26 protein-coding genes are annotated in these 25,744 nt (G+C 51.1%); 22 read left to right on the top strand and 4 right to left on the bottom strand.

Going from position 1 to position 25,744, the window contains the following annotated elements:
- Positions 1 to 13 precede the first annotated feature (13 nt).
- From thiD to B6A39_RS18760, 3 genes are read right to left on the bottom strand one after another with little or no spacing between them, the layout of a single operon-like run.
- The gene (gene thiD / locus B6A39_RS18770; protein ID WP_083007800.1) at positions 14 to 823 is read right to left on the bottom strand and encodes a bifunctional hydroxymethylpyrimidine kinase/phosphomethylpyrimidine kinase; all 810 of its coding nucleotides are present in this window, start codon (positions 821 to 823) and stop codon (positions 14 to 16) included.
- Positions 823 to 1,254 (bottom strand): protoporphyrinogen oxidase HemJ, encoded by a 432-nt coding sequence (gene hemJ, locus B6A39_RS18765; RefSeq protein ID WP_083007799.1) that lies wholly within the window; start codon positions 1,252 to 1,254, stop codon positions 823 to 825. The genes thiD and hemJ overlap by 1 nt, the downstream gene beginning before the upstream one ends.
- A gap of 22 nt (positions 1,255 to 1,276) precedes the next feature.
- Positions 1,277 to 3,067 carry a chloride channel protein gene (locus B6A39_RS18760; protein ID WP_083007798.1) on the bottom strand — a complete coding sequence of 597 codons (1,791 nt, stop codon included), beginning with the start codon at positions 3,065 to 3,067 and terminating at the stop codon, positions 1,277 to 1,279.
- Between the two features lie 198 nt (positions 3,068 to 3,265).
- On the opposite strand from B6A39_RS18760, the gene argC reads away from it, so the two are divergent.
- The 19 genes from argC (at position 3,266) to mgtE (ending at position 20,849) form a co-directional block, all read left to right on the top strand.
- Positions 3,266 to 4,300: an N-acetyl-gamma-glutamyl-phosphate reductase gene (argC, locus tag B6A39_RS18755; RefSeq protein ID WP_083007797.1), complete on the top strand. Its 1,035-nt coding sequence runs from the start codon at positions 3,266 to 3,268 to the stop codon at positions 4,298 to 4,300.
- A 102-nt stretch (positions 4,301 to 4,402) separates the two neighbouring features.
- Positions 4,403 to 4,756, top strand: coding sequence for an iron-sulfur cluster insertion protein ErpA (gene erpA, locus B6A39_RS18750; protein WP_083007796.1), 354 nt, complete (start codon positions 4,403 to 4,405; stop codon positions 4,754 to 4,756).
- Between the two features lie 149 nt (positions 4,757 to 4,905).
- The gene (locus tag B6A39_RS18745) at positions 4,906 to 5,676 is read left to right on the top strand and encodes a transporter substrate-binding domain-containing protein (protein ID WP_083007795.1); all 771 of its coding nucleotides are present in this window, start codon (positions 4,906 to 4,908) and stop codon (positions 5,674 to 5,676) included.
- Positions 5,677 to 5,774: 98 nt separating this feature from the next.
- Positions 5,775 to 6,446 (top strand): amino acid ABC transporter permease, encoded by a 672-nt coding sequence (locus B6A39_RS18740; RefSeq protein ID WP_083007794.1) that lies wholly within the window; start codon positions 5,775 to 5,777, stop codon positions 6,444 to 6,446.
- A gap of 10 nt (positions 6,447 to 6,456) precedes the next feature.
- Positions 6,457 to 7,215 carry an amino acid ABC transporter ATP-binding protein gene (locus B6A39_RS18735; protein WP_083007793.1) on the top strand — a complete coding sequence of 253 codons (759 nt, stop codon included), beginning with the start codon at positions 6,457 to 6,459 and terminating at the stop codon, positions 7,213 to 7,215.
- A 566-nt stretch (positions 7,216 to 7,781) separates the two neighbouring features.
- Positions 7,782 to 9,686 carry a tRNA uridine-5-carboxymethylaminomethyl(34) synthesis enzyme MnmG gene (gene mnmG / locus B6A39_RS18730; RefSeq protein WP_083007792.1) on the top strand — a complete coding sequence of 635 codons (1,905 nt, stop codon included), beginning with the start codon at positions 7,782 to 7,784 and terminating at the stop codon, positions 9,684 to 9,686.
- The gene (gene rsmG / locus B6A39_RS18725; RefSeq protein ID WP_083007791.1) at positions 9,683 to 10,348 is read left to right on the top strand and encodes a 16S rRNA (guanine(527)-N(7))-methyltransferase RsmG; all 666 of its coding nucleotides are present in this window, start codon (positions 9,683 to 9,685) and stop codon (positions 10,346 to 10,348) included. The genes mnmG and rsmG overlap by 4 nt, the downstream gene beginning before the upstream one ends.
- A complete protein-coding gene (locus B6A39_RS18720) occupies positions 10,348 to 11,115 on the top strand; it encodes a ParA family protein (protein ID WP_083007790.1) in 768 nt (255 codons plus the stop codon). Before rsmG ends, B6A39_RS18720 begins: the two co-directional genes overlap by 1 nt.
- 25 nt (positions 11,116 to 11,140) lie before the next feature.
- Positions 11,141 to 12,073 (top strand): ParB/RepB/Spo0J family partition protein, encoded by a 933-nt coding sequence (locus B6A39_RS18715; RefSeq protein ID WP_083007789.1) that lies wholly within the window; start codon positions 11,141 to 11,143, stop codon positions 12,071 to 12,073.
- A 193-nt stretch (positions 12,074 to 12,266) separates the two neighbouring features.
- Entirely contained in the window at positions 12,267 to 12,668 is a 402-nt protein-coding gene (locus tag B6A39_RS18710; protein WP_083007788.1) for an ATP synthase subunit I, read from the top strand.
- Positions 12,669 to 12,675: 7 nt separating this feature from the next.
- Positions 12,676 to 13,503, top strand: coding sequence for a F0F1 ATP synthase subunit A (gene atpB / locus B6A39_RS18705; protein ID WP_009723319.1), 828 nt, complete (start codon positions 12,676 to 12,678; stop codon positions 13,501 to 13,503).
- Between the two features lie 65 nt (positions 13,504 to 13,568).
- Positions 13,569 to 13,796 carry a F0F1 ATP synthase subunit C gene (atpE, locus tag B6A39_RS18700; protein ID WP_007112217.1) on the top strand — a complete coding sequence of 76 codons (228 nt, stop codon included), beginning with the start codon at positions 13,569 to 13,571 and terminating at the stop codon, positions 13,794 to 13,796.
- A 78-nt stretch (positions 13,797 to 13,874) separates the two neighbouring features.
- Complete coding sequence (locus B6A39_RS18695) at positions 13,875 to 14,345, top strand: F0F1 ATP synthase subunit B (RefSeq protein ID WP_009723318.1); 471 nt, start codon at positions 13,875 to 13,877, stop codon at positions 14,343 to 14,345.
- Positions 14,346 to 14,356: 11 nt separating this feature from the next.
- Complete coding sequence (locus B6A39_RS18690) at positions 14,357 to 14,890, top strand: F0F1 ATP synthase subunit delta (protein ID WP_009723317.1); 534 nt, start codon at positions 14,357 to 14,359, stop codon at positions 14,888 to 14,890.
- Between the two features lie 16 nt (positions 14,891 to 14,906).
- Complete coding sequence (atpA, locus tag B6A39_RS18685; protein WP_083007787.1) at positions 14,907 to 16,451, top strand: F0F1 ATP synthase subunit alpha; 1,545 nt, start codon at positions 14,907 to 14,909, stop codon at positions 16,449 to 16,451.
- Between the two features lie 65 nt (positions 16,452 to 16,516).
- On the top strand, positions 16,517 to 17,404 hold the full coding sequence (gene atpG / locus B6A39_RS18680) for a F0F1 ATP synthase subunit gamma (RefSeq protein ID WP_083007786.1): 888 nt from the start codon (positions 16,517 to 16,519) through the stop codon (positions 17,402 to 17,404).
- A 76-nt stretch (positions 17,405 to 17,480) separates the two neighbouring features.
- Positions 17,481 to 18,860, top strand: coding sequence for a F0F1 ATP synthase subunit beta (gene atpD, locus B6A39_RS18675; protein ID WP_083007785.1), 1,380 nt, complete (start codon positions 17,481 to 17,483; stop codon positions 18,858 to 18,860).
- 24 nt (positions 18,861 to 18,884) lie between these two features.
- Positions 18,885 to 19,313, top strand: coding sequence for a F0F1 ATP synthase subunit epsilon (locus B6A39_RS18670; RefSeq protein WP_009723313.1), 429 nt, complete (start codon positions 18,885 to 18,887; stop codon positions 19,311 to 19,313).
- A gap of 153 nt (positions 19,314 to 19,466) precedes the next feature.
- A complete protein-coding gene (gene mgtE, locus B6A39_RS18665; protein ID WP_083007784.1) occupies positions 19,467 to 20,849 on the top strand; it encodes a magnesium transporter in 1,383 nt (460 codons plus the stop codon).
- Between the two features lie 35 nt (positions 20,850 to 20,884).
- Here the strand turns inward: mgtE and B6A39_RS18660 are convergent, their stop codons facing one another.
- Positions 20,885 to 22,078, bottom strand: a complete 1,194-nt coding sequence (locus tag B6A39_RS18660; RefSeq protein ID WP_083007783.1) for a cation diffusion facilitator family transporter — start codon at positions 22,076 to 22,078, stop codon at positions 20,885 to 20,887.
- 200 nt (positions 22,079 to 22,278) lie between these two features.
- Between B6A39_RS18660 and B6A39_RS18655 the strand changes: the two genes are divergently transcribed.
- The 3 genes from B6A39_RS18655 to glmU all read left to right on the top strand — a co-directional run bounded on the left by B6A39_RS18655 (position 22,279) and on the right by glmU (position 25,646).
- On the top strand, positions 22,279 to 23,079 hold the full coding sequence (locus B6A39_RS18655) for an undecaprenyl-diphosphate phosphatase (protein WP_083007782.1): 801 nt from the start codon (positions 22,279 to 22,281) through the stop codon (positions 23,077 to 23,079).
- Between the two features lie 79 nt (positions 23,080 to 23,158).
- Positions 23,159 to 24,259: an FAD:protein FMN transferase gene (locus B6A39_RS18650; RefSeq protein ID WP_083007781.1), complete on the top strand. Its 1,101-nt coding sequence runs from the start codon at positions 23,159 to 23,161 to the stop codon at positions 24,257 to 24,259.
- A gap of 19 nt (positions 24,260 to 24,278) precedes the next feature.
- The gene (gene glmU, locus B6A39_RS18645; RefSeq protein ID WP_083007780.1) at positions 24,279 to 25,646 is read left to right on the top strand and encodes a bifunctional UDP-N-acetylglucosamine diphosphorylase/glucosamine-1-phosphate N-acetyltransferase GlmU; all 1,368 of its coding nucleotides are present in this window, start codon (positions 24,279 to 24,281) and stop codon (positions 25,644 to 25,646) included.
- Positions 25,647 to 25,744 lie beyond the last annotated feature (98 nt).

The raw sequence follows: 25,744 nt of genomic DNA, 5'->3' as shown, positions 1-25,744 counted from the left end.
ACTGCCAATGAGATCAAAAGCGTACGGGGCGTGGCAAGCGTTTCGGTAAACACTGGCCGCTTGGGGGCTGATAACCATGAGACAAACTCTCCCAGGTAAAGTGCTGTGCTTGCTCACAGGCGGTTGGTAAGCGCTCACCAACAGCCAAACGAGCCGCAAGTGCTGAGGCTAATGTACAGCCTGATCCGTGAAATACTTCGGGCAAACGTGGCCACTGCCATTGGCGCGTGGTGTCAGGAGAGTGCAGCGTATGCACAACCTGTTGCGTATTACCCGGGAGTGGATCGTCGGTGGCGGTCACAAGGACGCCTTGGCAACCCTGCGCTAGCAACGCAACAGCGCGTGCCGTGTCATCGAGAGGGTCGGTTATCTCAGGTGTCAGTGCAGCAAGCTCAAACCGATTGGGCGTTACTATATCCACAAGCGGTAGCAAACGATCACTATAAAGTTGCTGCAAGCCAGGTGTGGATAACTTAGCACCTCCACCTGCTTTTAATACCGGGTCTGCGACGACGGGAATTCCAGGGAAACGGCGGATGATTTGTTCCGCTGCCCTCAGTGTCGCCTCATCAGCCAACAACCCCAGCTTAATAGCCGCGATTTGCATATCACTTAACGCCTCCGCCATTTGCCTCATTGCAGCAGGGTCTGCAGGCAAAATACGTATCACGTTATGGCAATTTTGAACGGTCAGTGCGGTTGGAATGGTGACTGCCCAGCCACCACAGGCGGCTATCGCTTCGCTATCAGCCACTAACCCAGCTCCCCCGGTGGGGTCGTGGCCAGCTAACACTAAAACAACGGGAGGAAGAGGTTGGCGCATCAAAAGGGCTTCACCACCGCCAGGATAATAATCGCGATTAACGCAATCACGGGCGCTTCGTTAAACCAGCGGAAAAATACATGGCTTTTGGTGCAGCGGGCTTGATCAAATTGCTTTAAATAAATTAAGCAAACATGGTGGTAAGCGATTAATAGAGCGACAAGCGCCAGCTTAGCGTGCATCCAGCCTTGGCTGAACCAGGCTGGCACAAGATAAAGCATCCAGCCACCAAAGATCAGCACAATGATCATCGACGGCGTCATGATCCCACGGTAAAGCTTACGCTCCATGGTTTTAAAGTAAGTAATCGCTTGCTCATCACCTGTGTCCCGCGCCATGGCGTGGTACACATATAGTCGCGGTAAATAAAATAGCGCAGCAAACCAGGTAACAACTGCCATCAAATGAATGGCCTTTACCCATAAATACATGGTCTCTCCTTAGGTGTGGGGCTCATTGTTGTGAATCAGCACCGCGGGGGTCAGAGTAGTGATAATAACGTTCGATAGCGCCACGCGTAATGATACCTGAAATTCGCTGATGCTTTGGTCGATAACCGTGTACAACATAGAGCGCACCTAGCGCATTGTCCTGAAGTTTTAGAAACGCTTCTGATAGCGTTGCTTGTAATCCGATAGGTGCCATTTCAAGCCGCTGCCCCGGGATCTCAAGCAAATCAATGAGCTCATCTTCTGGTGGGGCTTCGCCTTCTAGCGCTTCATCATGCTCTAGTAACCAACGCGCAAGCTCAGCAGCTTTGAGCGCCAGCACTGGTTTTTCTACACTAGAGCGTTCAATGACTAGCCACACGGGATTCGTTTCCAACAGTCGCCGTGCCTGATCAGGCGTAATCATCCGATCTGTGCGTACCAAGTGGCGCTCCATTACCGCTGGCACCGATACCCGCGAAAGCGCCTGCATTAAAGGCTGCTGTAACGGATGCAAGCCGTAGCGCACCGAGCTAATAAAAAAGCCCTCACAGCCAGTAAGCTGACGAGATGTTAGGCAGGCAACCACCACAACGAGCATGCCCGGCAACATAATATGTGGCGAATGCGTTAGTTCAAGCAACGCCATCAACGCGGCAAGCGGGGCTTGCAATACAGCGCCCATCATTGCTGCCATACCTAACATGGCATAAATGCCGGGGTCTGCTGCTTTATCTGGCCATACCCAGCCGCCTAGCATTCCCCCTAGAGCTCCCGTGGCAGCACCTACCACCAAGACAGGGCCAATAATGCCGATAGGCACACCCCCTGCCACGGTGATGGCAGTAATCAAGAGCTTAGCGATCATCAGGGCCAGCAACACAGTAATGGTCAGCTGATTATTCAACATAGCCGCAACGCTGTCGTAACCAATACCTTGTACTTCAGGAAACCACCACGCAACAGCGCCCGTTATCACCCCAACGGCGCCTAACCTAAGCCATAGCGGCCACTGCTGTAAGTACTGACTACGCGAAATATGAATAAATACGCCCGCTAATAGGCCAATCACCAAACCAATAATAACCACCCAAGGCACATTCATTAACGAACCTAGGGCAACTTCAGGAATGCGAAACGCCGGTTCGTTGCCATACACCAACTGAGCGACCAGTGCCCCCATGGTAGAGGCAAGTATTACCGGCATAAAGCTCATTAGGGTGTACTCCATCATCACCACTTCCATGGCGAAAATCACCCCTGCGATTGGCGTATTAAATGATGCTGATATACCTGCCGCCGTACCGCAAGCAACCAACACCCGTAGACTGTTATTGGGCAAACGAAGCTTGAGACCTAAACCACTAGATGCCGCTGCGCCCAGATGAATGGCAGGGCCTTCACGTCCCGCAGAGAGGCCACCCAGTACAGACACAACGCCTACCCACCACTGATTAAGCCAGTTGCGCATAGGGAAACGTCCCTGATGATAGGTGAGACGCTCAATAACATGGCCAACACCTAACTTACGTGCAGCGGCCTTTTGGCGATAGAGCAGCGTGCCAATCAACGTCACGGCAATCATCGGAAGCAGTGCGCGAAGCCATGGCGCGAGCCCTTCAAAGGCCTCAGGATTGCCTTCAGGCATGTAAAGAGCAGCGCCTGCCTCCAGCAATAAGCGAAAAGCCACCATCACCGCGCCTGTGATCACCCCAGACACTAACCCCAGCACGCACAGCTGAGGCAGGGCATCAACATTCGCCAGCTGGCGACGAAAACTTTCCAAGGTGAAATCCGACCGGGAAAAACGTGCCACAACGTCCGTCCTTGCGCCTATTATTCGTTTTTACGCATCATGTTCGCGTTAGTGAACATATACCTGTTTCCCTATAGCGCTCTTATGCGCATGCTCTCTTGTGTATCATAGCTAGCTACAGTTCAACAGCCTGAGGTATCTCATTAGGCTGTTAATTATTGTTGGGTCTGACTGTGCGTAATGCGCAAGGAGTGGTTTGTGATTAAGGTTGGCATTGTAGGCGGTACCGGCTATACCGGCGTTGAGCTGTTACGGTTACTTGCCCAGCATCCCCAGGTAAGCGTAGAAGCCATTACCTCACGCTCGGAAGCAGGCGTGAAGGTATGCGATATGTATCCCAACCTGCGCGGCCACTATGACGCACTTACGTTTAGCGAGCCAGATGCCAAGGCGCTGGGTGCTATGGATGCGGTGTTCTTTGCGACACCCCACGGGGTTGCCCACGCACTAGCAGGCGAATTGCTCGACAATGGTACTCGGGTAATCGACTTATCTGCTGATTTTCGACTACGCGACGCCGCCGAATGGAGCCAGTGGTACGACCAGCCCCACGGCGCACCGGAACTGCTAAAAGAGGCTGTGTATGGCCTGCCAGAAATGCATCGTGAGAAAATCAAAAAAGCCCGTTTAATTGCCGTACCTGGATGTTACCCAACGGCTGTTCAACTAGGCTACCTGCCGCTTTTGGAAGCTGGTTTGATCGACGCAAGTCACTTAATCGCGGACTGTAAATCAGGCGTTACCGGCGCAGGCCGTGGAGCCAAAGTTGCCTCGCTGCTAGCCGAAGCCAGCGAATCGATGAAAGCCTACGGTGCGTCCGGACATCGCCATTTGCCTGAAATTCGTCAAGGCTTGAGCGATATGCAGCCAAACGCCGTGGGGCTTACCTTTGTGCCTCACTTAACGCCTATGATCCGCGGCATTCATGCCACGCTCTATAGTACGCTGACTGAAGAGCCAGGCGATTTACAGGCACTCTTTGAGCAGCGTTACGCCCACGAGCCGTTTGTTGACGTCATGCCTGCAGGCAGCCATCCGGAAACTCGCAGCGTCAAAGGCAATAATACCTGCCGAATCGCTGTTCACCGTCCTGGTAATGGCAATACTGTGGTCGTACTTTCGGTAATTGATAACCTTGTTAAAGGCGCATCAGGCCAGGCGATTCAAAACCTGAATCTCATGTTTGGCTTTGACGAAAATATGGGCCTCAACGCCCCAGCGTTGATGCCTTAAGGCACGACTAATTCCCAGCAATAGTTGACCATTTTGCTGGGAATTACCCATAATCACACTCCGATGTGGATTATTCGTTCTTAAAGCTCGCGGGAGGTACCCATGAGCGGTGCAGAAGCTTTTGTTCCAACGCCTCTACTTTTGTCTGATAGTGCTCGGAAACGCATCCAAGCACTCATGGCAGAAGAGGCTAACCCTGCGCTGAAACTACGCGTTTATGTCACCGGTGGTGGCTGCTCGGGGTTCCAGTATGGGTTTGATTTTGCTGAAAACGTGGCCGAAGACGACACGTTAATTGAATTTGGCGATGCGATCCTCGTGGTCGACCCTCTTTCCTACCAATACCTGGTGGGCTCAACCATTGACTATGAAGAAGGGTTAGCAGGCGCCCGTTTTCGTGTTCAAAACCCCAACGCCACGACCACCTGCGGCTGTGGTGCTTCCTTCATGGTCTAACCAACGTTGGTAACAACCCCCTCCCCGTGACTTGACGCCTTGGTGGTTTCTCGCCAAGGTTAAAAGGTCAATAACGGTTGCAGACGGAATTTATAAGAGTAAATCTTCTTTAATTCGCGTCGCTAACCAAATAAAACACGGGGAAACGAATGAATTACCTACTAAAAAAATCTGTCATTGCTACCGCCCTTGCACTGGGCTTAGGCAGTACCACTGTCGCGTTCGCACAAACGCCTTCTGTCAATGTGGCCACTGACCCAAGCTTTGTCCCATTTGAAATGATGGATCCGGAAACCGGCGAAATGATCGGTTTTGATATGGATATCATCAACGCAGTCGCCGAACGTGCAGGCTTTGAAGTTAACCTCACCACTATGGAATTCTCTGGCATCATTCCTGCTGTACAAACTGGTAGCCAGGAAATCGCCATTGCAGGCACCACTATTACAGAAGAGCGTGCCCAAGTTGTCGACTTCTCCGATCCCTATTATGACTCAGGTCTGCAAATTATCGTGCGCGCCGACAACGAAGATGTCTCTTCGATTGAAGATCTAGCGGGTCTCACCGTTGCCACAAAAATCGGCTCTACTAGCTACGATTTCCTTCAACAGGAACTTGGCGAAGATGCTGACATTACTCCCTATCCAGGCACCGCCGATATGTACATGGCGCTCTTAGGCCGTAACGTCGACGCTGTGCTGTACGATGCCCCTAACGTTGCCTACTTCTCACAAACCCGCGGCGAAGGCCGTACCAAGGTAGTTGGCCCGCTATATGAGGGTCAGCAATACGGCATCGTTTTCCATAAAGGCAGCGAGTGGGTAGAGCCTACCAACGAAGCACTTGCCTCCATGCGTGAAGACGGCACCTATGATGAAATCTACACAAAGTGGTTTGGTGAAGCCCCCAGCGCCGAATAACATCGCTGTTCGCTATCACTAAAGAGCACTTTTCATCTCAGGGCCGGGCGGCTATACCCCCGGCCCTGTGTCGTTGTTTATTTTTCTGGAGATAACGCGTGGACGTTAACTTTCAGTTTGATTGGTCGGCCGCATTTGGGTCGATCCCCTATCTACTACCAGGTATTCCTTGGACATTACTTATATCGTTCGGCGGCCTAGCGATCGGCTTCTTTATTGGCATATTCTTTGGTTTATTGCGTATTAGCCCAGTGCGCTGGCTGCGCTGGCCAGCTGTTTTATACGTCGAAGTGTTTCGCGGCACGCCCATTTTAGTGCAGGTTCTGTTTATCTTTTATGGCTTACCCCAACTGCTGGGCAGCCCTATCAACGCACTCGTCGCCGGCATTGCCGCTATCGCCATTAATTCAGGGGCTTATATCTCTGAAATTGTGCGGGGCGGCGTGCAGTCTATCGAACGTGGTCAGCGAGAAGCATCGCTCTCATTAGGCCTATCTCGAACCCGAGCTTTTCGCTACGTGATTTGGCCCCAAGCCCTACGGCGCATGATTCCTCCACTGGGTAACCAGGGCATCATAAGCATCAAAGATACCTCGCTATTTTCAGTTATCGGGGTCGGTGAATTAGTCCGCCAAGGGCAAATTTATATTGCGACTACCTTTACCGCACTTGAGGTCTATTTCATGGTGGCGCTGATGTACCTTGCCATCACCTGGACTCTCTCTTTGATTCTGCGCCAAATTGAGCGCAGAGGCCTCGCAGGACAATAAGGAACGTGCAATGACCTCTACACAATCGCCAATTGTGCGTATGCAGCAGCTCAATAAGCATTTTGGCAGCCTGCACGTACTCAATAATATTGATCTTGAAATTGTCCCTGGTGAAGTCGTCGTTATCATCGGTGCCAGCGGCTCTGGTAAATCAACGCTCATCCGCTGTATCAACGGCTTAGAAGAGTTTCAATCGGGCTCTCTTGATGTTGATGGCAACCAGTTACTGCCCAATGGTAAAAGCAGTAAAGCACTGCAAACTATCCGTACGGAAGTCGGCATGGTGTTTCAGCAGTTCAATCTTTTTCCCCACTTGAGCGTGCGCGACAACGTTACCCTTGCCCCGATGAAAGTGCGTGGGTGGAGCCGCCAAGATGCCGAAGAGACTGCTGAACGACTATTAGAGCGCGTTGGCATTGCCGACCAAGCAGATAAGTATCCAAGCCAGCTATCCGGCGGGCAGCAGCAGCGTGTCGCGCTGGCGCGTGCGTTGGCCATGGAACCGCGCCTTATGCTGTTTGACGAGCCTACATCAGCGCTTGACCCTGAAATGATTGGTGAAGTGCTGGACGCCATGCGTGAACTTGCCAAAGAAGGCATGACCATGGTGATAGTGACCCATGAAATGGGCTTTGCCCGTGAAGTGGCAGACCGCGTTATTTTTATCCATAAGGGCGAAATTGCTGAACAAGGCCACCCTGAGCAACTGTTCGATACGCCACAACATGAGCGGACACAATCCTTCCTTGCACGTGTTTTGAAGCATTAATGTCGAAATTAATCTGACGTTTTTACTCGTTTGTACTCCGTTAAATGGTCTGTCACCGCGACAGGCCATTTTTTTTTGCCTGTGGATACTATTTTTTACACGTTGCGTCATATCGCGCTACGACGCCTACCATGAGCGCTAATAAGGTCTTTTAAAAAAACTGATTTCACTTGTTCACAGGTGCGGTAACAAACTCGGTATGGGCCGGTGGATAACCCGTTGTTTGTCATGCCTGTGCGTAAGTAGCACTTTCATCCACAGGCGCAGCACGGCTTCTACGCAGGTACTCCTCCGTTTAATCATGTAAAAGCTAACAATTTAAACTTATGAAATATAATGTTTTTTTAAGGTTATTAACAGATTTTGTCCACACTAGTAATTACAACATCAACAGAACTTCTCTTATATATTTTTATTTTGTTATTAATAATAGATGGACGCTTAGCTTGGGGTGTGGAAAAACCTGACGGTTACCCACAGGAGGTTTATACTGGCGGGCTTACTCAATCAGTGAACCAATACTGACTCACATCATCCGTGCCAAACGGCGCAAGACGAGGTGCCTCTTGAACTATCCCGACCGCTTTGACGTGATTGTCATCGGCGGTGGCCATGCGGGAACTGAAGCCGCATTGGCCTCTGCTCGTATGGGTTGTCAAACCCTATTGCTAACCCACAACATCGAAACGCTCGGCCAAATGTCGTGCAATCCAGCGATTGGTGGAATTGGCAAAAGCCACCTGGTAAAAGAAATTGATGCACTCGGTGGTGCAATGGGGCTAGCCACGGACTTAGGCGGCATACAGTTCCGGGTATTGAACGCTCGTAAAGGTCCAGCCGTTCGAGCAACACGTGCTCAAGCAGACCGAGTTCGCTACAAAGCTGCTATTCGGGGAATGTTGGAAAACCAGCCTAACTTAACGATTTTTCAGCAAGCTGCTGGCGATCTGGTTGTGGATAACAACACCGTTCGAGGTGTCGTGACCGAAACAGGCATACGTTTCCATGCGGAATCCGTTGTGTTGTCAACCGGTACGTTTTTGGGTGGCGTTATCCACATTGGGTTAGATCAAAGCCGCGGTGGCCGCGCCGGAGACCCTCCTTCCAACGCCTTAGCTGAACGCTTACGGGCATTACCGTTTCGCGTTGATCGGTTAAAAACCGGGACGCCTCCACGTATTGATGCCAAAACCGTTGACTTCACGTCATTGGAAGAGCAGCCAGGCGATACCCCAACGCCAGTCATGTCATACCTTGGTTCACGGGAGATGCATCCACAGCAGGTGAGTTGCCACATAGCGCACACCAATGAGCGCACCCATGAAATCATCATGGCAAACCTTGATCGCTCACCTATGTATTCCGGTGTAATCGAAGGTGTTGGTCCGCGTTACTGCCCGTCGATTGAAGACAAAGTTCACCGCTTTGCCGACAAATCAAGCCATCAGGTATTTATTGAACCTGAAGGGTTGGATACACATGAGCTATATCCCAATGGAATCTCGACGTCGTTGCCTTTCGATGTCCAGCTACAAGTGGTTCGCTCAATTAAAGGCTTAGAAAACGCTCATATCACACGACCTGGCTACGCCATTGAGTACGACTTTTTTGATCCTCGGGATTTGAAACACTCTTTGGAAACTAAATTTATCCACAACCTGTTTTTTGCCGGACAAATTAACGGTACTACCGGCTATGAAGAGGCTGGAGCTCAAGGGTTGCTGGCAGGTTTGAATGCCGCTCGCCGCGCCAAACAGTTAGAGGCGTGGCATCCTCGCCGCGATGAAGCTTATCTTGGTGTATTAGTGGATGACCTGATTACCATGGGCACCAAAGAGCCCTACCGCATGTTTACCTCTCGTGCGGAATATCGTCTGCTGCTACGCGAAGACAATGCCGATCTGCGTTTAACTGAGAAGGGACGTGAGCTTGGTTTAGTCGATGACAAACGTTGGACGGCGTTTAGTCAAAAACGCGAAGCCATCGAACGTGAAACTGCTCGTTTGGCAACCGTTTGGGTACAGCCCAATACACCTGCTGCCGCTAAAATTGCTGAAAAAACTGGTAGGCCCCTACCCCGAGAATACTGTTTAAGTGACTTGTTAAAGCGTCCAGAGCTTACCTATGACGATATTACCTCGCTGCCTGGCATTGAAAGCGGCGATGTTGACGATGAAGCGGTTGCCGAGCAGGTACAAATTCAAGCGAAATATCAGGGTTATATTGACCGTCAACAGGATGAGATCGATAAGCTCAAGCGCCATGAAGCAACACCGCTGCCAGCAGAGCTGGATTATCAACGGGTTGAAGGGTTATCCAATGAAATCCGCCAAAAGCTTAGTGAAACGCGTCCTGAAACACTGGCTCAAGCGGCTAGAATCTCAGGCGTGACCCCCGCAGCGGTCTCTATTTTGCTAATACATTTGAAAAAACGTCGTTTAGTCAGTACTACCGAGGTCGTTAACGGATGAGTCAATTAACGCCGTTAATCAACAGTTTGCCTGAAGCCGTTGCACCCCGGTTAGAAGAAGGACTAGCCGCGCTCGGCGCCACTGTAACTACCCAGCAGCGCGAACAGCTACTCGGTTTGCTTGCGTTGTTGCACAAGTGGAATCAGGCTTATAACCTCACCGCTGTACGCGATGTTGAAGAGATGGTTTCCCGACACGTGTTGGATAGTGCCGCTGTCGCACCTTATGTGCATGGGCCACGGATACTTGATGTAGGCGCTGGCCCAGGCTTACCTGGCCTTGTGCTTGCCATCATGAAACCTGAACTGCAGGTAACGCTGCTCGATAGCAATGGCAAGAAAGTTCGCTTTCAACGTCAAGCAGTGATGGAGTTGGCGTTGACAAACGTTACGCCAATCCAAGCACGCGTTGAGCAATTTAATGGCCAGACATTTGATCAAGTGATTTCCAGAGCCTTTGCCAGCTTGGTAGACTTTATTTCGCTAACCCGAGCGCTACCAGCTGCTCACGGGCAGTGGCTTGCGATGAAAGGCCGTGGCGCTGATGATGAACTGCGGGAGTTACCCGCCTATGTTGAGCTTCAGGCGCGTCACTTACTGAGCGTACCCTTCGATACGGCCGAGCGGCAGCTGTTGATTCTGACCCCAAAAGGAGTTGAGTAGTGAGCCAGATCATTGCCCTGACCAACCAAAAAGGCGGTGTGGGCAAGTCCACTTCAGCCGTTAATCTCGCCGCTAGTTTGGCAGCACTTGATCGTCGTATCTTGCTGGTAGACTTAGACCCACAAGGGCATGCCAGCATGGGCAGTGGCATCGACAAGTACGCACTGGAAAAAAGTGTACTTGACGTGTTGCTGGGAGAAACAACCGCAAGCGATGCAATTGTTCGTGGGCTTCCAGTGAAATATGACGTCCTACCAGGCAATGGTGATTTAACTGCCGCTGAAGTAGAACTTCTCGATAGTGACCAGCGCCAAAGTCGTTTGTCATTAGCACTGCAGACGGTCGCAGATGCTTATGATGTTGTCCTCATTGACTGCCCGCCGTCGCTGAATATGCTTACCGTTAATGCGTTGACAGCTGCCAATGGCGTGCTTATTCCATTGCAGTGTGAATTCTACGCATTGGAAGGGTTATCAGCGCTGCTGGATACTGTTGAGCAGATTAAACAGAGCGTTAATCCTGATCTAGCCGTTTCTGGCATTCTGCGTACCATGTACGACAAGCGCACCAGTTTGACGCGTGAAGTCGACAAACAGCTGAGAGATTTTTTTGGCGATGCGCTGTTAAAAACAACCATTCCGCGCAATGTGAAGGTTGCTGAAGCACCAAGCCATGGCTTGCCTGTTACTCAATACGCGCGTTTTTCGCGGGGTAGTCAGGCTTATCGTGTGCTAGCAAAAGAGATGATCCGGCGGCTATCGCTGTAACGTAAAAAAGTACGAGGGGAAGCGAATGACGCGTAAACGCGCGCTAGGACGTGGCCTGGATGCCCTGATTGGTGCGGGCGCCCGTCGTCGTGACAGTTTAGATATTACCGGCGGCGTGACGCTGGATAGTGCAGATGCATCACTGTTGCCTGCAGCACCAACGGAAGAAGCGGCGGCTGAACGGCTAGAACGCTTACCTCTTGGCCAACTTACCCGTGGTAAATATCAGCCGCGTCGGGATATTCAGCCAGAAGCATTGGAAGAGCTTGCCGATTCCATTCGTGCACAAGGGGTGATGCAGCCTATTGTGGTTCGCCCGGTGGGTGAAAACCGCTATGAAATTATCGCGGGCGAACGTCGCTGGCGTGCAGCACAGTTGGCAGAATTAGATGTTATCCCCGCCGTTATTCGCGATGTCAGTGATGAGGTGGCACTTGCACTTGCACTGATTGAAAACATCCAGCGCGAAAATTTAAATGCCATTGAAGAAGCGCTTGCTTTAAAACGTTTAGGGGAAGAGTTCGAGCTCACCCAGCAGCAAATAGCCGATGCAGTTGGCAAATCACGCACTCAAGTCGCCAATTTATTGCGCTTATTAGCGTTAGACCCTGAAGTACAAACGTTGCTTGAACGCGGTGATTTAGATATGGGGCATGCGCGAGCCCTGCTTTCGCTTAACACTACCCAGCAACGCCAAATTGCCCATGAAGTGGTCAATAATGATTTGACCGTTCGTGACACTGAAGCGTTGGTTAAGAAAGTACAAGCTAACCAGACACCAGCGCAGACCCCGCCGCGTACCGTCAAAACGCCAGATGTTGCACGACTTGAAACACATTTGGGTGAATTGCTAGGTGCGCCTGTCTCTATTGATCATGGGCAAAAAGGGAAGGGGAAAGTGACGATTCGTTATACCAGCCTTGAAGAGCTCGACGGGATTTTAGCGCATATTAAATAGCAGGCTTATGAAAGTTGCGGTGTATTTTTAGCCCTTTGGTCGCAAATAGGTGTCGAAACGCGCGAAATCCGTGCAACTTCGGTTGAAGGTGTGATAGCGCTTCCCTATAATCGCGCAAGATTTGTGCAGGTCGTCCGTTATGATGATGAGCAACAGGTTGTAAAAACTAATCAACCTAACGTGCTGGGGAATTATGGAACGTTTGGAAACCCAGCGACAAAAAACATATTTTGTTCGACTAATGCTGGCGCAACTTGTCGTTACGCTCTTGGGAATGTTGCTCGCTTTTTCGATAGCACATATGCCAGGCGTAGTATCGGTATTTAAAGGGGCGCTAGTGGCTTTGCTACCACACGCTTTTTTTATACAGCGAATTGGTATTTTTAGCGCAAAGCGTCGCTCATCTGGCGCGATGGACTTATTTCGCGCCGAAGCAGGTAAGTTTGGTTTGACGGTGACACTTTTTTCATTGGTGTTCGTGGTAGTGCCCCCCTCAAACCCCGCTTTCTTTTTTAGTGCTTATGTCGCGGTTGTTTTGACGCATTGGCTAGCACCTTGGTTAATGCCCAGAAAATCGCACAACTTATTGAGGTGACATGTCTATGGCCGCAGGAAACGAAGTCTCATCGACTTACTATATCCAGCACCACTTGCAGAACCTAACCTTTGGCAATCATCCAGAGAATGGTTGGTCGTTGGCTCATTCCGCTGAAGAAGCACGTGAAATGGGCTTTTGGGCTATCCACCTGGACACCATGGGTTGGTCAATCGCCATGGGCTTGCTGTTCATTTGGCTCTTCCGTAAAGCAGGTAAACTAGCCACTACCGGCGTGCCTGGTGGCTTACAAAACGCCGTAGAGATGGTGGTTGAGTTCATTGAGAACCTGACTCGCGCCACGTTCCACGGACGTAACCCCATTATTGCGCCTTTGGCGTTGACGCTGTTCGTGTGGATTCTCCTCATGAATACGCTGAAGATTATTCCAGTTGATTACTTCCCCGTGCTGTTCAATAAGCTTGGCGTTGAGTACATGAAAATCGTACCGACGACTGATCCCAATGCCACCCTAGGTATGGCGTTAGGTGTGTTCTGCTTGATTATTTATTACAGCATCAAAGTTAAAGGGGCAGGTGGCTTCGCGAAGGAACTTTCACTGACGCCATTCAATCACTGGGCACTCATTCCTTTCAATTTAGTGCTTGAAGTGATTGGTTTGCTCGTGAAGCCGCTAGGCCTTGGCCTGCGTCTATTCGGCAACATGTTTGCCGGTGAAGTTATCTTTATCCTGATTGCCCTACTGCCGTTCTGGGCTATCTGGCTGTTGGACGTGCCGTGGGCCATCTTCCACATTCTTGTGGTTACGCTGCAGGCCTTTATTTTTACCACGCTCTCGGTTGTATACCTGAGCGCGGCGCACGAACACCACTAAACCAAGCAACAACGCTTTCATTAACCCTCAACCCTTAACCAAAACTTAAACTCAGGAGCAACATCATGGAAATGGTTTATCTCTCAGCTGCCATCATCATCGGTCTGGGCGCACTGGCTACCGGCATTGGCTTCGCCTTGTTGGGCGGCAAGTTGCTTGAATCCACTGCGCGTCAACCTGAACTGGGCGACCAACTGCAAACCAAAACCTTCATCATGGCCGGTCTGCTTGACGCCGTTCCGATGATCGGTGTTGGTATCGCGATGTACCTGATCTTCGTTGTCGCCGGTTAATGACAGCTTAGCCGAGCGGACTAACCGCTCGGTTTTGTTTCACTCCGGTCGCCACGAACTTGTCAGAGGTACATCCCTGTGAATATCAACATGACGCTTATCGGGCAGACGATCGCCTTCGCGATCTTTGTCTGGTTTTGCATAAAGTATGTGTGGCCTCCGATCAGCAACGCTCTTCACGAGCGTCAGAAGAAAATTGCTGATGGCTTAGACGCAGCCAGCCGTGCTACTCGCGACCTTGAGCTAGCTCAAGAGCGTGCAGAACAAACGCTGCGTGAAAGCAAGGAGCAGGCTTCTCAAATTCTCGAGCAAGCCAACAAGCGCTCTGCTCAGATGATCGAAGAAGCACGTGAACAGGCCCGCGCTGAAGGCGAACGCCTAATGGCAAGTGCACGTTCAGAAATCGAGCAAGAAGTGAATCGAGCAAAAGACGAGCTTCGTGCCCAGGTTTCTCACCTCGCCATCATTGGTGCTGAGCGTGTACTAGAAGCTTCGGTCGACGAGAAAGCACATCGCAAGTTACTTGATGAGCTTGCTGCTGAACTGTAAGGAGGTGACCCATGGCGGAATTACTTACCGTCGCTCGTCCTTACGCTAAGGCGGCGTTTGAATACGCGCGTGATCATGAGGCGTTTGATAGCTGGTCCCAAGCGCTTGGTTTTTTAAGCGCTGCGGTTGCTAACAGCGACGTTCGTCGTCTGCTGGGTAGTCCAAAACTTGAGAATGACAAAAAGGTAGCGTTGCTTTCCGATATGTTGTCGGAAAAGCAAGAAGGCCTGTCGCGGTTTTTGGATACCTTAGCTGACCAAGGACGCTTGTTGGCACTGCCCTTCATTGCTGAACAGTTCGAGTACTTGCGTGCCGAACATGAACAGCGCGTTGAAGTGACAGTAACGTCAGCTTACAAATTGACTGCCGCACAGCAGACCAAGCTAGCGAACGCACTCAAGAAACGTCTGAATCGCGAAATCTCCATTACTACTCAGGTGGACAAGACGCTTATTGGCGGTGTCATCCTACGTGCCGGCGATACCGTCATAGACGGTTCGGTTCGTGGTCGATTGAATCGCCTTTCCGAAGCGCTGACCGCTTGAGTCTGAGGGACATGGCATGCAGCAACTGAATCCTTCCGAGATCAGCGACATCATCAAGCAGCGAATTGAGAAGCTTGACGTCGCATCCGAAGCCCGTAATCAGGGCACCATCGTCAGCGTTTCCGACGGTATCGTGAAAATTCACGGCCTCGAAGACGCGATGTTTGGTGAAATGATTGAATTCCCTAACAGCATTTTTGGCATGGTACTGAACCTGGAGCGTGACTCCGTTGGTGCCGTTGTCTTGGGTGACTATCTGCAACTTCAAGAAGGCATGACCGCTCAGTGTACGGGTCGTATCTTAGAAGTGCCGGTAGGCCCTGAGCTGGTAGGTCGTGTGGTCGATGCATTGGGTAATGCTATCGACGGCAAAGGCGATATCAACGCCAAAATGACTGACGCGGTAGAAAAAGTAGCGCCCGGCGTTATTACCCGTCAGTCCGTTGACGAGCCGATCCAAACAGGTTTGAAGTCTATTGATGCTATGGTGCCAATCGGCCGTGGTCAGCGTGAGCTGATTATCGGTGACCGTCAGATTGGTAAGTCTGCCATTGCTATCGATGCGATCATCAACCAAAAAGGCAAAGGCGTTACCTGTGTTTACGTAGCGATTGGTCAGAAGCAGTCGACCATTGCTAACGTGGTACGCAAGTTAGAAGAGCATGGCGCGATGGAGCACACCATCGTTGTCGCTGCTGGTGCTGCTGATCCAGCACCCATGCAGTTCTTGGCCGCTTATTCTGGTTGCACCATGGGTGAGTACTTCCGTGACCGTGGTGAAGACGCACTGATCGTTTATGACGATCTTTCCAAGCAGGCTGTGGCTTACCGTCAGGTATCGCTACTGCTGCGTCGTCCGCCTGGTCGTGAAGCCTATCCTGGTGACGTTTTCTATCTCCACTCACGTCTGCTTGAGCGCGCTGCGCGCGTTAATGCCGATTACGTTGAGAAGTTTACTGACGGTGCAGTAAAAGGCAAAACCGGTTCTTTGACCGCACTGCCGATTATCGAAACCCAAGGTGGTGACGTTTCTGCGTTCGTCCCGACTAACGTTATCTCGATCACTGACGGTCAGATTTTCTTGGAAACTAACCTGTTTAACTCCGGTATTCGTCCGGCGATTAACGCAGGTCTTTCCGTATCTCGTGTTGGTGGTGCCGCGCAGACTAAGATTATCAAGAAGCTGGGTGGCGGTGTTCGTCTGGCCTTGGCTCAGTACCGTGAACTAGCAGCGTTCTCGCAGTTTGCTTCTGACCTTGATGAAGCGACCCGTAAGCAGCTTGAGCATGGCCAACGCGTTACCGAACTGATGAAGCAAAAGCAGTACTCGCCGATGTCAGTGGCGGAAATGGCGCTGTCTCTGTACGCCGCTAACGAAGGTCATCTGGATGATGTGAGCGTCGATAAAGTGTTGGACTTCGAACGTGCTCTGCATGATTACATGAAGTCTGAGCACAACGATCTGCTCGAAAAGATCAACCAGACCGGCGACTACAACGGCGAGATTCAGGACGGCTTGAAGTCAGGTCTCGAGAAGTTCAAGGCGACTCAGAGCTGGTAATGTCCGGCCCGCCTGCGGGCGGGCTTGCATGCTTTCTGAGAGCCACGAACGAAGGGTAGATCGCTATGGCAGCTGCAAAAGAGATACGCACCCAGATCGGGAGCATAAAAAATACGCAGAAGATTACCAGTGCCATGGAAATGGTAGCTGCATCTAAAATGCGTAAAGCACAAGATCTGATGAAGGCTGGCCAGCCGTATGCCAAGCAGATTCGTAATGTGGTAGGCCACATTGCTGACGCAAACCCCGAATACAAGCACGACTACATGGTCGAGCGGAGTGAGGTGAAGCGCGTTGGGTACATTGTGGTATCTACTGACCGCGGTCTGTGTGGCGGCTTAAACGTCAACCTGTTTAAGGCAGTGGTGAAAGATGCCGTTGTCTGGAAACAGCAAGACGCAGAGCTAGACTTCTGTGCCCTCGGCTCTAAAGCCGGCGCCTTTTTCCGCAATTATGGGGGCAACCTGGTTGCTGCCAAGAGCGGATTGGGAGAATCGCCGTCTGTCGAAGGACTGATCGGTAGTGTCAAGGTCATGTTAGAAGCGTACGACGAAGGACGCCTTGACCGTTTGTTTGTGGTGTATAACGAATTTGTTAACACCATGACGCAACGGCCAGTCGTGCGTCAGCTTCTTCCGCTGTCGTCCGATATGGGGGCAGACGCGAAGCATGACGAAGAAAACGCCCGTCCCGGAAGCTGGGACTACCTGTATGAACCGGATGCCAAGGCGTTGCTAGACAGCCTGTTGGTTCGATTCATCGAATCACAGGTGTATCAGGCGGTAGTCGAAAACGGTGCGTGCGAACAGGCCGCCCGAATGATCGCTATGAAGAGTGCCACTGATAACGCGGGCAACCTGATCGACGATCTGGAGATGGTATACAACAAGGCCCGTCAGGCCGCCATCACCCAGGAAATTTCCGAGATCGTCGGCGGCGCTTCTGCCGTATAACGCCTAGGGAGCTAGCTATTGCAAAGATAGCTCCCGGCAGACAGGTTTCATTTGCAGGTTTTTGAGAGGAACCAAGATGAGCGGACGTATCGTACAAATCATCGGCGCGGTGATTGACGTAGAGTTTCCGCGGGACTCTGTGCCCAAGGTCTACGACGCGCTGAAGGTCTCTAATGCTGAGACCATCCTCGAAGTCCAGCAACAGCTGGGCGACGGCGTGGTGCGCACCATTGCCATGGGCTCTACTGAGGGCTTGAAACGTGGCTTGGACGTGACCAACACAGGTACCGCGATTTCCGTACCCGTCGGTAAGGAAACGCTAGGTCGCATCATGAACGTGCTCGGTGAGCCGATTGATGAAGCTGGCCCGATTGGCGAGCAAGAACGTATGCCAATCCACCGTAAAGCACCAAGCTACGCTGACCAAGCAGCTTCAAATGAGCTGCTGGAAACCGGTATCAAGGTTATCGACCTCGTTTGCCCGTTCGCTAAGGGCGGTAAAGTTGGTCTATTCGGCGGTGCGGGTGTTGGTAAAACCGTTAACATGATGGAGCTTATCCGCAACATCGCCACTGAACACAGCGGCTACTCTGTATTCGCCGGTGTAGGTGAGCGTACGCGTGAGGGTAATGACTTCTATCACGAGATGACTGAATCCAACGTTATCGACAAGGTATCGCTGGTTTACGGTCAGATGAATGAGCCGCCTGGCAACCGTCTGCGTGTTGCGCTGACCGGTCTAACCATTGCTGAGAAATTCCGTGATGAAGGCCGCGACGTTCTGCTGTTCGTCGATAACATCTATCGCTACACCCTGGCCGGTACGGAAGTATCTGCACTGCTGGGTCGTATGCCATCTGCGGTAGGTTATCAGCCGACGCTGGCTGAAGAGATGGGCGTTCTGCAGGAACGCATCACCTCTACTAAAACGGGTTCTATTACGTCTGTACAGGCCGTTTACGTTCCTGCGGATGACTTGACTGACCCATCGCCAGCGACGACCTTCTCGCACTTGGACGCTACCGTAGTATTGGCTCGTTCTATCGCAGAGCTTGGTATTTATCCTGCGATTGATCCGCTGGACTCTACGTCGCGTCAGTTGGATCCGCTGGTCGTGGGTGAAGAGCACTACGATGTAGCCCGTGGCGTACAGAACGTTCTGCAGCGTTATAAAGAATTGAAAGATATCATCGCGATTTTGGGTATGGACGAGCTGTCTGATGAAGATAAGCTGGCTGTATCTCGTGCGCGTAAAATCCAACGCTTCTTGTCGCAGCCGTTCTTCGTTGCTGAGGTATTCACTGGTTCGCCCGGTAAGTATGTTTCTTTGAAAGATACGATTCGTGGCTTCCAAGGCATCCTCGCGGGTGAGTATGACGAGTTGCCGGAACAGGCCTTCTACATGGTCGGCTCCATCGACGAAGCTGTCGAAAAAGCCAACCAGATGAAGAAGTAATCCCGTCCATTAGGGGGATTCGCTATGGCGAATAGCTTCACTTGCAATATCGTCAGCGCTGAAGCATCTATCTTCTCAGGCAGTGTTGAGCAGGTAGTGGCTTCCGGGATTATGGGTGACCTCGGCATTTTGCCGGGTCACGCCCCGCTGCTGACTGAGCTTCAGCCGGGCCCGATCCGCGTGATCCACGATGGTGGCCAGGAAGAGAACTTCTTTGTTTCTGGTGGCTTCATGGAAGTACAGCCAGATGTTGTAACAATCCTGGCTGACGCCGCCGCGCGTGCAAGCGATCTCGATGAGGCCGCTGCTGAAGAAGCGCGTCAGCAGGCGTTGAAAGCCTTTAATGAGAAGTCAGCGGAGCTGGATTATACCCGTGCTGCCGCTGAACTTGCCGAAGCCGTTGCACAGCTGCGAACGATTCAGCAGCTGCGCAAAAAGGCGGGTAAAGGCTAAGACACGCTAGCGTGCATAAAGCGCTCCTTGAACCCGAGAGGGTTTAAGGGGCGTTTTTTTTGTCTGGTACTATGAGAAAACGTATTCAGCGCCTGGACGCTCTTCTGTAACACCTCACCTGCACAATATGCGTCTGCACAAAGGGAGATAGCGATGTCATTGAACGATGAAACCTTGCAGGAACTAAAGTCTGAGCTGCTTGACGAGCTGAACAAAGAGGAACCGAACAAAACCCTATTGGCAGAGCGTTTAGCTGAAATTCGCTCGGCAGATATTGGTGAGGTAATTGAAGAGCTAATCGAAGACCACGAGGAGCTTCCGGCAGCGCTTGCGATACTTGATATTCTTTCGACTGAGCGCGCCGCCAACGTTCTAGGCTATTTACCAAGAGAGAGTCAGCTTGAGGTCGTCGGAGACCTGTCTGATACCCAGGTGCTTAAGCTCCTCGAAGAGATGGGGTCTGATGAACGTGCGGATTTGTTTAATCTGCTTGGAGAGGACCGCCGTGAAGCATTGTTGCGTCGTATGGCTCACCAAGAACGTGAAGATCTTAAACGTCTAGCAAGCTACGAAGAAGGTACAGCAGGCGCCATCATGACCTCTGACTATGTCGCCATAGCCAGTGGCATGACGGTGTCTCAAGCCATGATGCGGGTTCGCCAAACGGCCCCAGATGCGGAAACGGTGTATCAGCTTTATGTGTTAGACAGTGATGGCCAGTTAATAGGGACTATGTCGCTGCGCCAACTGATGGTGGCCCGCCCTGGGGCGCTAGTTGATGACATCATGATTAAAGATGTTATCAGCACACCGGTCGATAAAGAGCAGGAAGAGGTGGCGCGAATTGTGGCCCGCTACGACTTGCTGGCATTGCCTGTACTGGACGCTGATGGTCGTATGGTAGGCATCGTCACCCACGATGACGCTATGGACGTTGCCGAATCGGAAGCTACCGAGGATATCCACAAGGGGATGTCTATCGGCCAGCTAGAGGATGGTGTTAGCCGTGTTCCGCTGTGGAGCCTTTACCGCAAGCGTGTTACCTGGCTGGTGCTGTTGGTATTTGCCAATCTTTTTTCAGGCGCTGGAATTGCCTACTTTGAGGACACGATTGCAGCCCAAGTCGCGCTTGTGTTTTTCCTGCCATTGTTAATCGGTAGTGGAGGTAATGCGGGGGCTCAGGCAGCTACGTTGATGGTACGCGGTATGGCGACTGGCGATATTGGTGTGAAAGACTGGAGTAAGATGCTGGGCCGTGAACTTCTGGTAGCTGGCTCGCTTGGCATCACTATGGCAATTGCAGTAGCACCTATAGGGATTTTTCGTGGCGGAGAAGCAGTCGCCATCATCGTGGCGTTAAGCATGGTGACTATTGTCCTGTTTGGTAGCATGATCGGTATGTGCCTACCGTTTGTACTAGAACGCTTTAAAGTCGATCCTGCCACTGCTTCAGCACCGTTAGTGACAACGTTAATTGACGCCTCTGGGGTTTTGATTTACTTCACTATTGCCACCGCCATATTGACTAACGTTTAGTTTGTTTAACGCGCTAAGTTTTAGCTTAGACAGTTTTAACGCATGGCACTGCTGGCAGCGCGGGTAATAAACATGACCTCAACGTGCCCCAGCCATTCAATATCGCTGGCGAGTGCCTTTAGTTGGCTGGCTAAACACTGGGGTGGCTGGTGTACTGAATCGCCAATAATCAGCGATACCGATACTTTATCGTCTAAATAGTGGAGTTGCAGCTCGGTTAACGTGCGCCAGACAGGATGCATATACCAGCGCTCGTTTAGTGCGGCTTCCACTTCGGGGCGCAGCGGAAGGCCTGGTAGACGGCTTGGGTCGCCTTCACCGGCATCATCTTCGGGGTCAACGTGAAAAATAACATCGGTGAGCAATGGAAACTCATGCCGTAAACGACGGCTCACTTCGTTGCCGATTTCATGGGCTTCTGAAACAGTGATTTTTGGCCCGACCACCACATGTAAGTCGACCATGACCCAGCCAGCAGACTGGCGGGTACGTAAGTCATGGACACTGTCTACCCCTGGGACGCTTCGAGCAACATTGTGCATTTGTTGTTGAACGCTTTCAGGTAGCGCGGTATCCACTAATTCTCTTGCTGATTCCCACAGTAAATCCCAACCTACTTTGCCTACTAATAAGCCAACAATAATAGCGGCGACGGCATCTAGCCAGCCAACCCCAAACTGCGCGCCAATTAATGCAATCAGTACTACCGCGGTGGAGAGCGCGTCGCTGCGGGAATGCCAAGCGTTTGCTTCCAGTAGCTTAGACTTAACGCGTTTAGCAACACGCATGGTATAGCGAAAAATCCACTCTTTACTGAACAAGGCGATGATTGTAATGACAATAGCCACCATGCCTGGAGCATTGACCTCCGTACCACTGAACAAACGATCAAGGCTAGACCAGGCGATACCACCCGCCACAAAGATCAGTACGCTACCCAGCAGTAACGTGGTAAGGGTTTCTATACGGCCATGACCATAATGATGATCATCGTCTGGTTCCTGGCGGCCGTAGTGAATGGCGGCTAGCACAAAACCATCAGTCACAAGATCTGAAAGTGAATGGATACCATCGGCAATCAACGCCGCCGAACCCACCCAAAAGCCAACCACGACTTTAACAATGCTCAACAAGCCATCCAGCCAAGCGCCAATATAAGTAACACGCTTGGCCTCTCGGCTATCTAGCTCATGCTTGGGAACCACTGGCGATTCTACGGTCTGAGTCATGAGGGACCTTGCTGGGGCACATACTTCCAATAGATGTCTATTGTAACGCACAGTGACCCTAGCTCTATACCTTCTTGTGCATTTGCTCGTATGCTGGATGCGGACAATGAATTAAGGGATGTGTATCCTTAGCGCCATCGCGAACGCATGAATGTCACAAAGCACTTCAATGTCATTAATAGTTAAGCACAGGATAACCCATGGATTGGTTACAGGTAGTTGTGTTAGCGGTAGTTCAGGGGCTCACAGAATTTTTACCTATATCGAGTTCGGCCCACCTTATATTGGTTCCTGTTTTGACTGCTTGGGAAGATCAGGGCCTTGCCTTTGATGTGGCACTGCATCTTGGTAGTTTAAGCGCTGTTGTGATCTATTTTCGGCATGAAATTGGCAGAATGATCGCTAGCAGCTTGGCCGCACTTCGCGGCCAAGCGGTTAATGATGATGCCATGTTGGCGTTTTGGGTCGTTATTGCCACGTTGCCAGTGTGTATCGTCGGGTTTTTGCTTCATGATGTGATCTCAGGTTACATGCGCTCTACGCTAATCATTGGTACCAGCTTGATTGTTTTTGGTCTGCTACTTGGTTACGCAGACTGGAAAAAACGTGGCGTCCGTAGCGAATACCAAATGACGTTAAAAGATGTGCTCATCATCGGTGGCGCTCAAGTACTGGCACTTATTCCAGGCACATCGCGCTCAGGCATTACCATTACGGCAGCATTAATGGTGGGAATGAGCCGAGAGGGGGCAGCACGGTTTTCATTTCTACTGTCAATTCCCGTCATTGTGCTGGCAGGTGGCCTTGAGGCAATAAACTTATTTAAAGACCCTCAACTCATTGATGTACCGGCCATGCTAGTAGGCACCTTACTCTCTGGGATTAGCGCCTATGTGTGTATTCACTACTTCCTGGTTGTGATTAAAAAGCTAGGTATGCAGCCATTTGTGGTATATCGGGTGCTGTTTGGGGCTTGGTTACTATGGTTTTTCCACTTCTAGCTTTTTCCACGTTTAGTTTTTTTCAGCTATGGAAGTTTTCCATTGTTAACCCAGCGCGTTTTATTCAAGGAAAAATAAAATGAAGGTTACGTCTCGGTGGTTAAAATGTTCTGGATTATTGCTCATTGCTGCTGGGGCATTAATGGGGTGTTCAGAAAATGATCGGCCTTTAGATCCCCCGGTTCGCTTTGAAGGCGGCATTTTTGGGACGTTTTATCAAGTCACCATTGCGGACCCGCTAACTCAAGGCGAGGCGAATGCACTGGAAGAAGGTTTTCTAGCGGAACTCAACGACGTTGATCAAGCGATGTCGACTTACCGCGATGACGCCGAGCTTGTGGTCTTTAATGACGCCCCCCTTAATGAATGGCAACCGCTTTCTAACGCGTTAATTGAAGTGCTTGCTATCAGCCATTCGGTATCAGAAGCAAGTAACGGCGCGTTTGATATTACCGTTGGCGATGTGGTCAATTTATGGAGTTTTGGCCCTGAGGCTCGCCCTGAAGAGGTGCCTTCAGACGCAGAGCTTAGCGAACGCATGGCCACGATTGGCTATGACGCAGTTGAAATCGATACTCAGCTTATGCAGGCGCGGCGCTCGCGCGATGTGTTTGCTGATTTGTCCGGTGTAGCTAAGGGGCATGGCACTGACCGCGTTGGGGCATATCTTGATCAACAGGGGATTGAAAACTACCTCGTCAATATTGGTGGCGAATTAATTGCCCGTGGATACCGTGATTTAGAAGAGCAAAGCCTTTGGCGTGTTGGGATTGAAGTGCCGCACAACGGCGTGCCTGAGGCACAACACGTTATTCCTCTAGAAAATATGTCGGTTGCAACATCTGGAGATTATCGTAACTATTTTGAAGCAGATGGCGAGCGTTTCTCCCACACTATCGACCCTCGCAACGGCCGGCCGGTAAAGCACCAGTTAGCGTCCGTGTCTGTTTTTCACCCCTCTAATGCATGGGCCGACGCGTGGTCTACGGCAATCTCGGTAGCGGGTAGCGAAGAAGGGATGCAGATGGCAATTGAAAATAATCTGAATGTATTGATGTTAGTGAAAGAGAACGATCATTGGCGAAGTGTGGCCAGTCCCGCCTTCGTGGAATATTTCGATGAAGCGCTCATAGATGAGCTGGGTATTGAAGCCTGGGAAGCTCCCGCCGCCAACCGCTAAACCGTTACAGGTGACTAATATGCAAGACCTTGATGTCGTTATCCTTGCCGCTGGAAAAGGCACACGTATGCGCTCACAAACACCAAAAGTGCTGCATACGCTGGCAGGTAAATCTATGGTGCAACATGTGTTAGATACTGCCAGTGGTCTTACGCCTACTCGTACGCATGTCGTGATTGGCCATGGTGCAGACCAGCTGCGTGAAGCATTGGCAGAGAGTGCTGTAACATTTGCGGTTCAGGAAGAGCAAAAAGGTACCGGCCATGCGGTTGCTCAAGCGCAGCCTCAGTTAGGTAACGGCAACGTGTTGGTGTTGTATGGTGATGTGCCTATGATCCGCCGAGAATCACTAATGGCACTTCTCAGCCACGTTGATGAGCAACACATGGGCCTGCTGACCGTTACGCTGGAAGATCCTTCAGGTTACGGGCGTATTGTTCGCAATGATGACGGTGAGGCAGTGGCAATTATTGAGCAAAAAGATGCCAGTGCCGACCAGCTTGCCATTACTGAATGCAATACCGGCATCATGGCGATGACCAGCACTCAGCTTAAGCGATGGCTACCACAGCTGTCTGCTGAAAATGCCCAAGGCGAGTACTATTTAACGGATGTGATTGCGATGGCGGCAAACGAAGGCATCAAAGTGTGTACTGCCCAGCCAGCCAGCGCAGTAGAAGTTGAAGGCGTGAATAATCGTTCACAAATGGCCCGGTTAGAACGCGCTTATCAACTACAGCAAGCTGAAGCGTTAATGTCTGAAGGCGTAGCATTGGCCGACCCGGCAAGAATTGATATACGCGGCAAGCTCACCTGTGGTCATGATGTGTTTATCGATGTGGGCTGCGTGTTTGAAGGTGACGTAGAGCTGGGTGAAGGTGTGCGGGTTGGGCCTTACTGTGTGATTAAAAACAGCACGATTGGCGCTGAAAGCGTTATCGACAGCCACAGTGTGATCGACACAACCGTCGCTGCTGGATTGAACCACGTTGGCCCCTTTGCACGGTTACGCCCCGGCACACGCCTAGCAGTCAAAGCTAAGGTAGGTAACTTTGTTGAAACCAAAAATGCGGATGTCGGTGAAGGTAGCAAAATCAATCATTTAAGCTACGTTGGTGATGCGCGTTTAGGTCGTGATGTAAATGTTGGCGCGGGTACAATTACCTGTAACTATGATGGCGTGAATAAACACCGCACAGAAATCGGTGACAATGCGTTTATTGGTTCGAATAGTGCGCTAGTAGCACCCGTGACGGTGGGTAAAGGAGCCACGATTGGCGCAGGTTCTACCATTGCGAAAGACGTGGCAGAGCATGCGTTGGCGGTTACCCGCAGCCGTCAGTTGGAAAAGCTGGATTGGCCAAGGCCCGTTAAAAAAGCCAAATAAATCGGCAACTGGTATCGTCAGTTATCGACATAAAAATGCCCTGACGGTTCTAGATATCTGACCGTCAGGGCAATAAGCGAGCAAGTCGATCAGTATGC

The sequence above is a fragment of the Halomonas sp. GT genome (assembly GCF_002082565.1).
In the GTDB taxonomy this organism is placed as follows: domain Bacteria; phylum Pseudomonadota; class Gammaproteobacteria; order Pseudomonadales; family Halomonadaceae; genus Vreelandella.
This window is presented reverse-complemented; position numbering and strand designations above follow the sequence as displayed.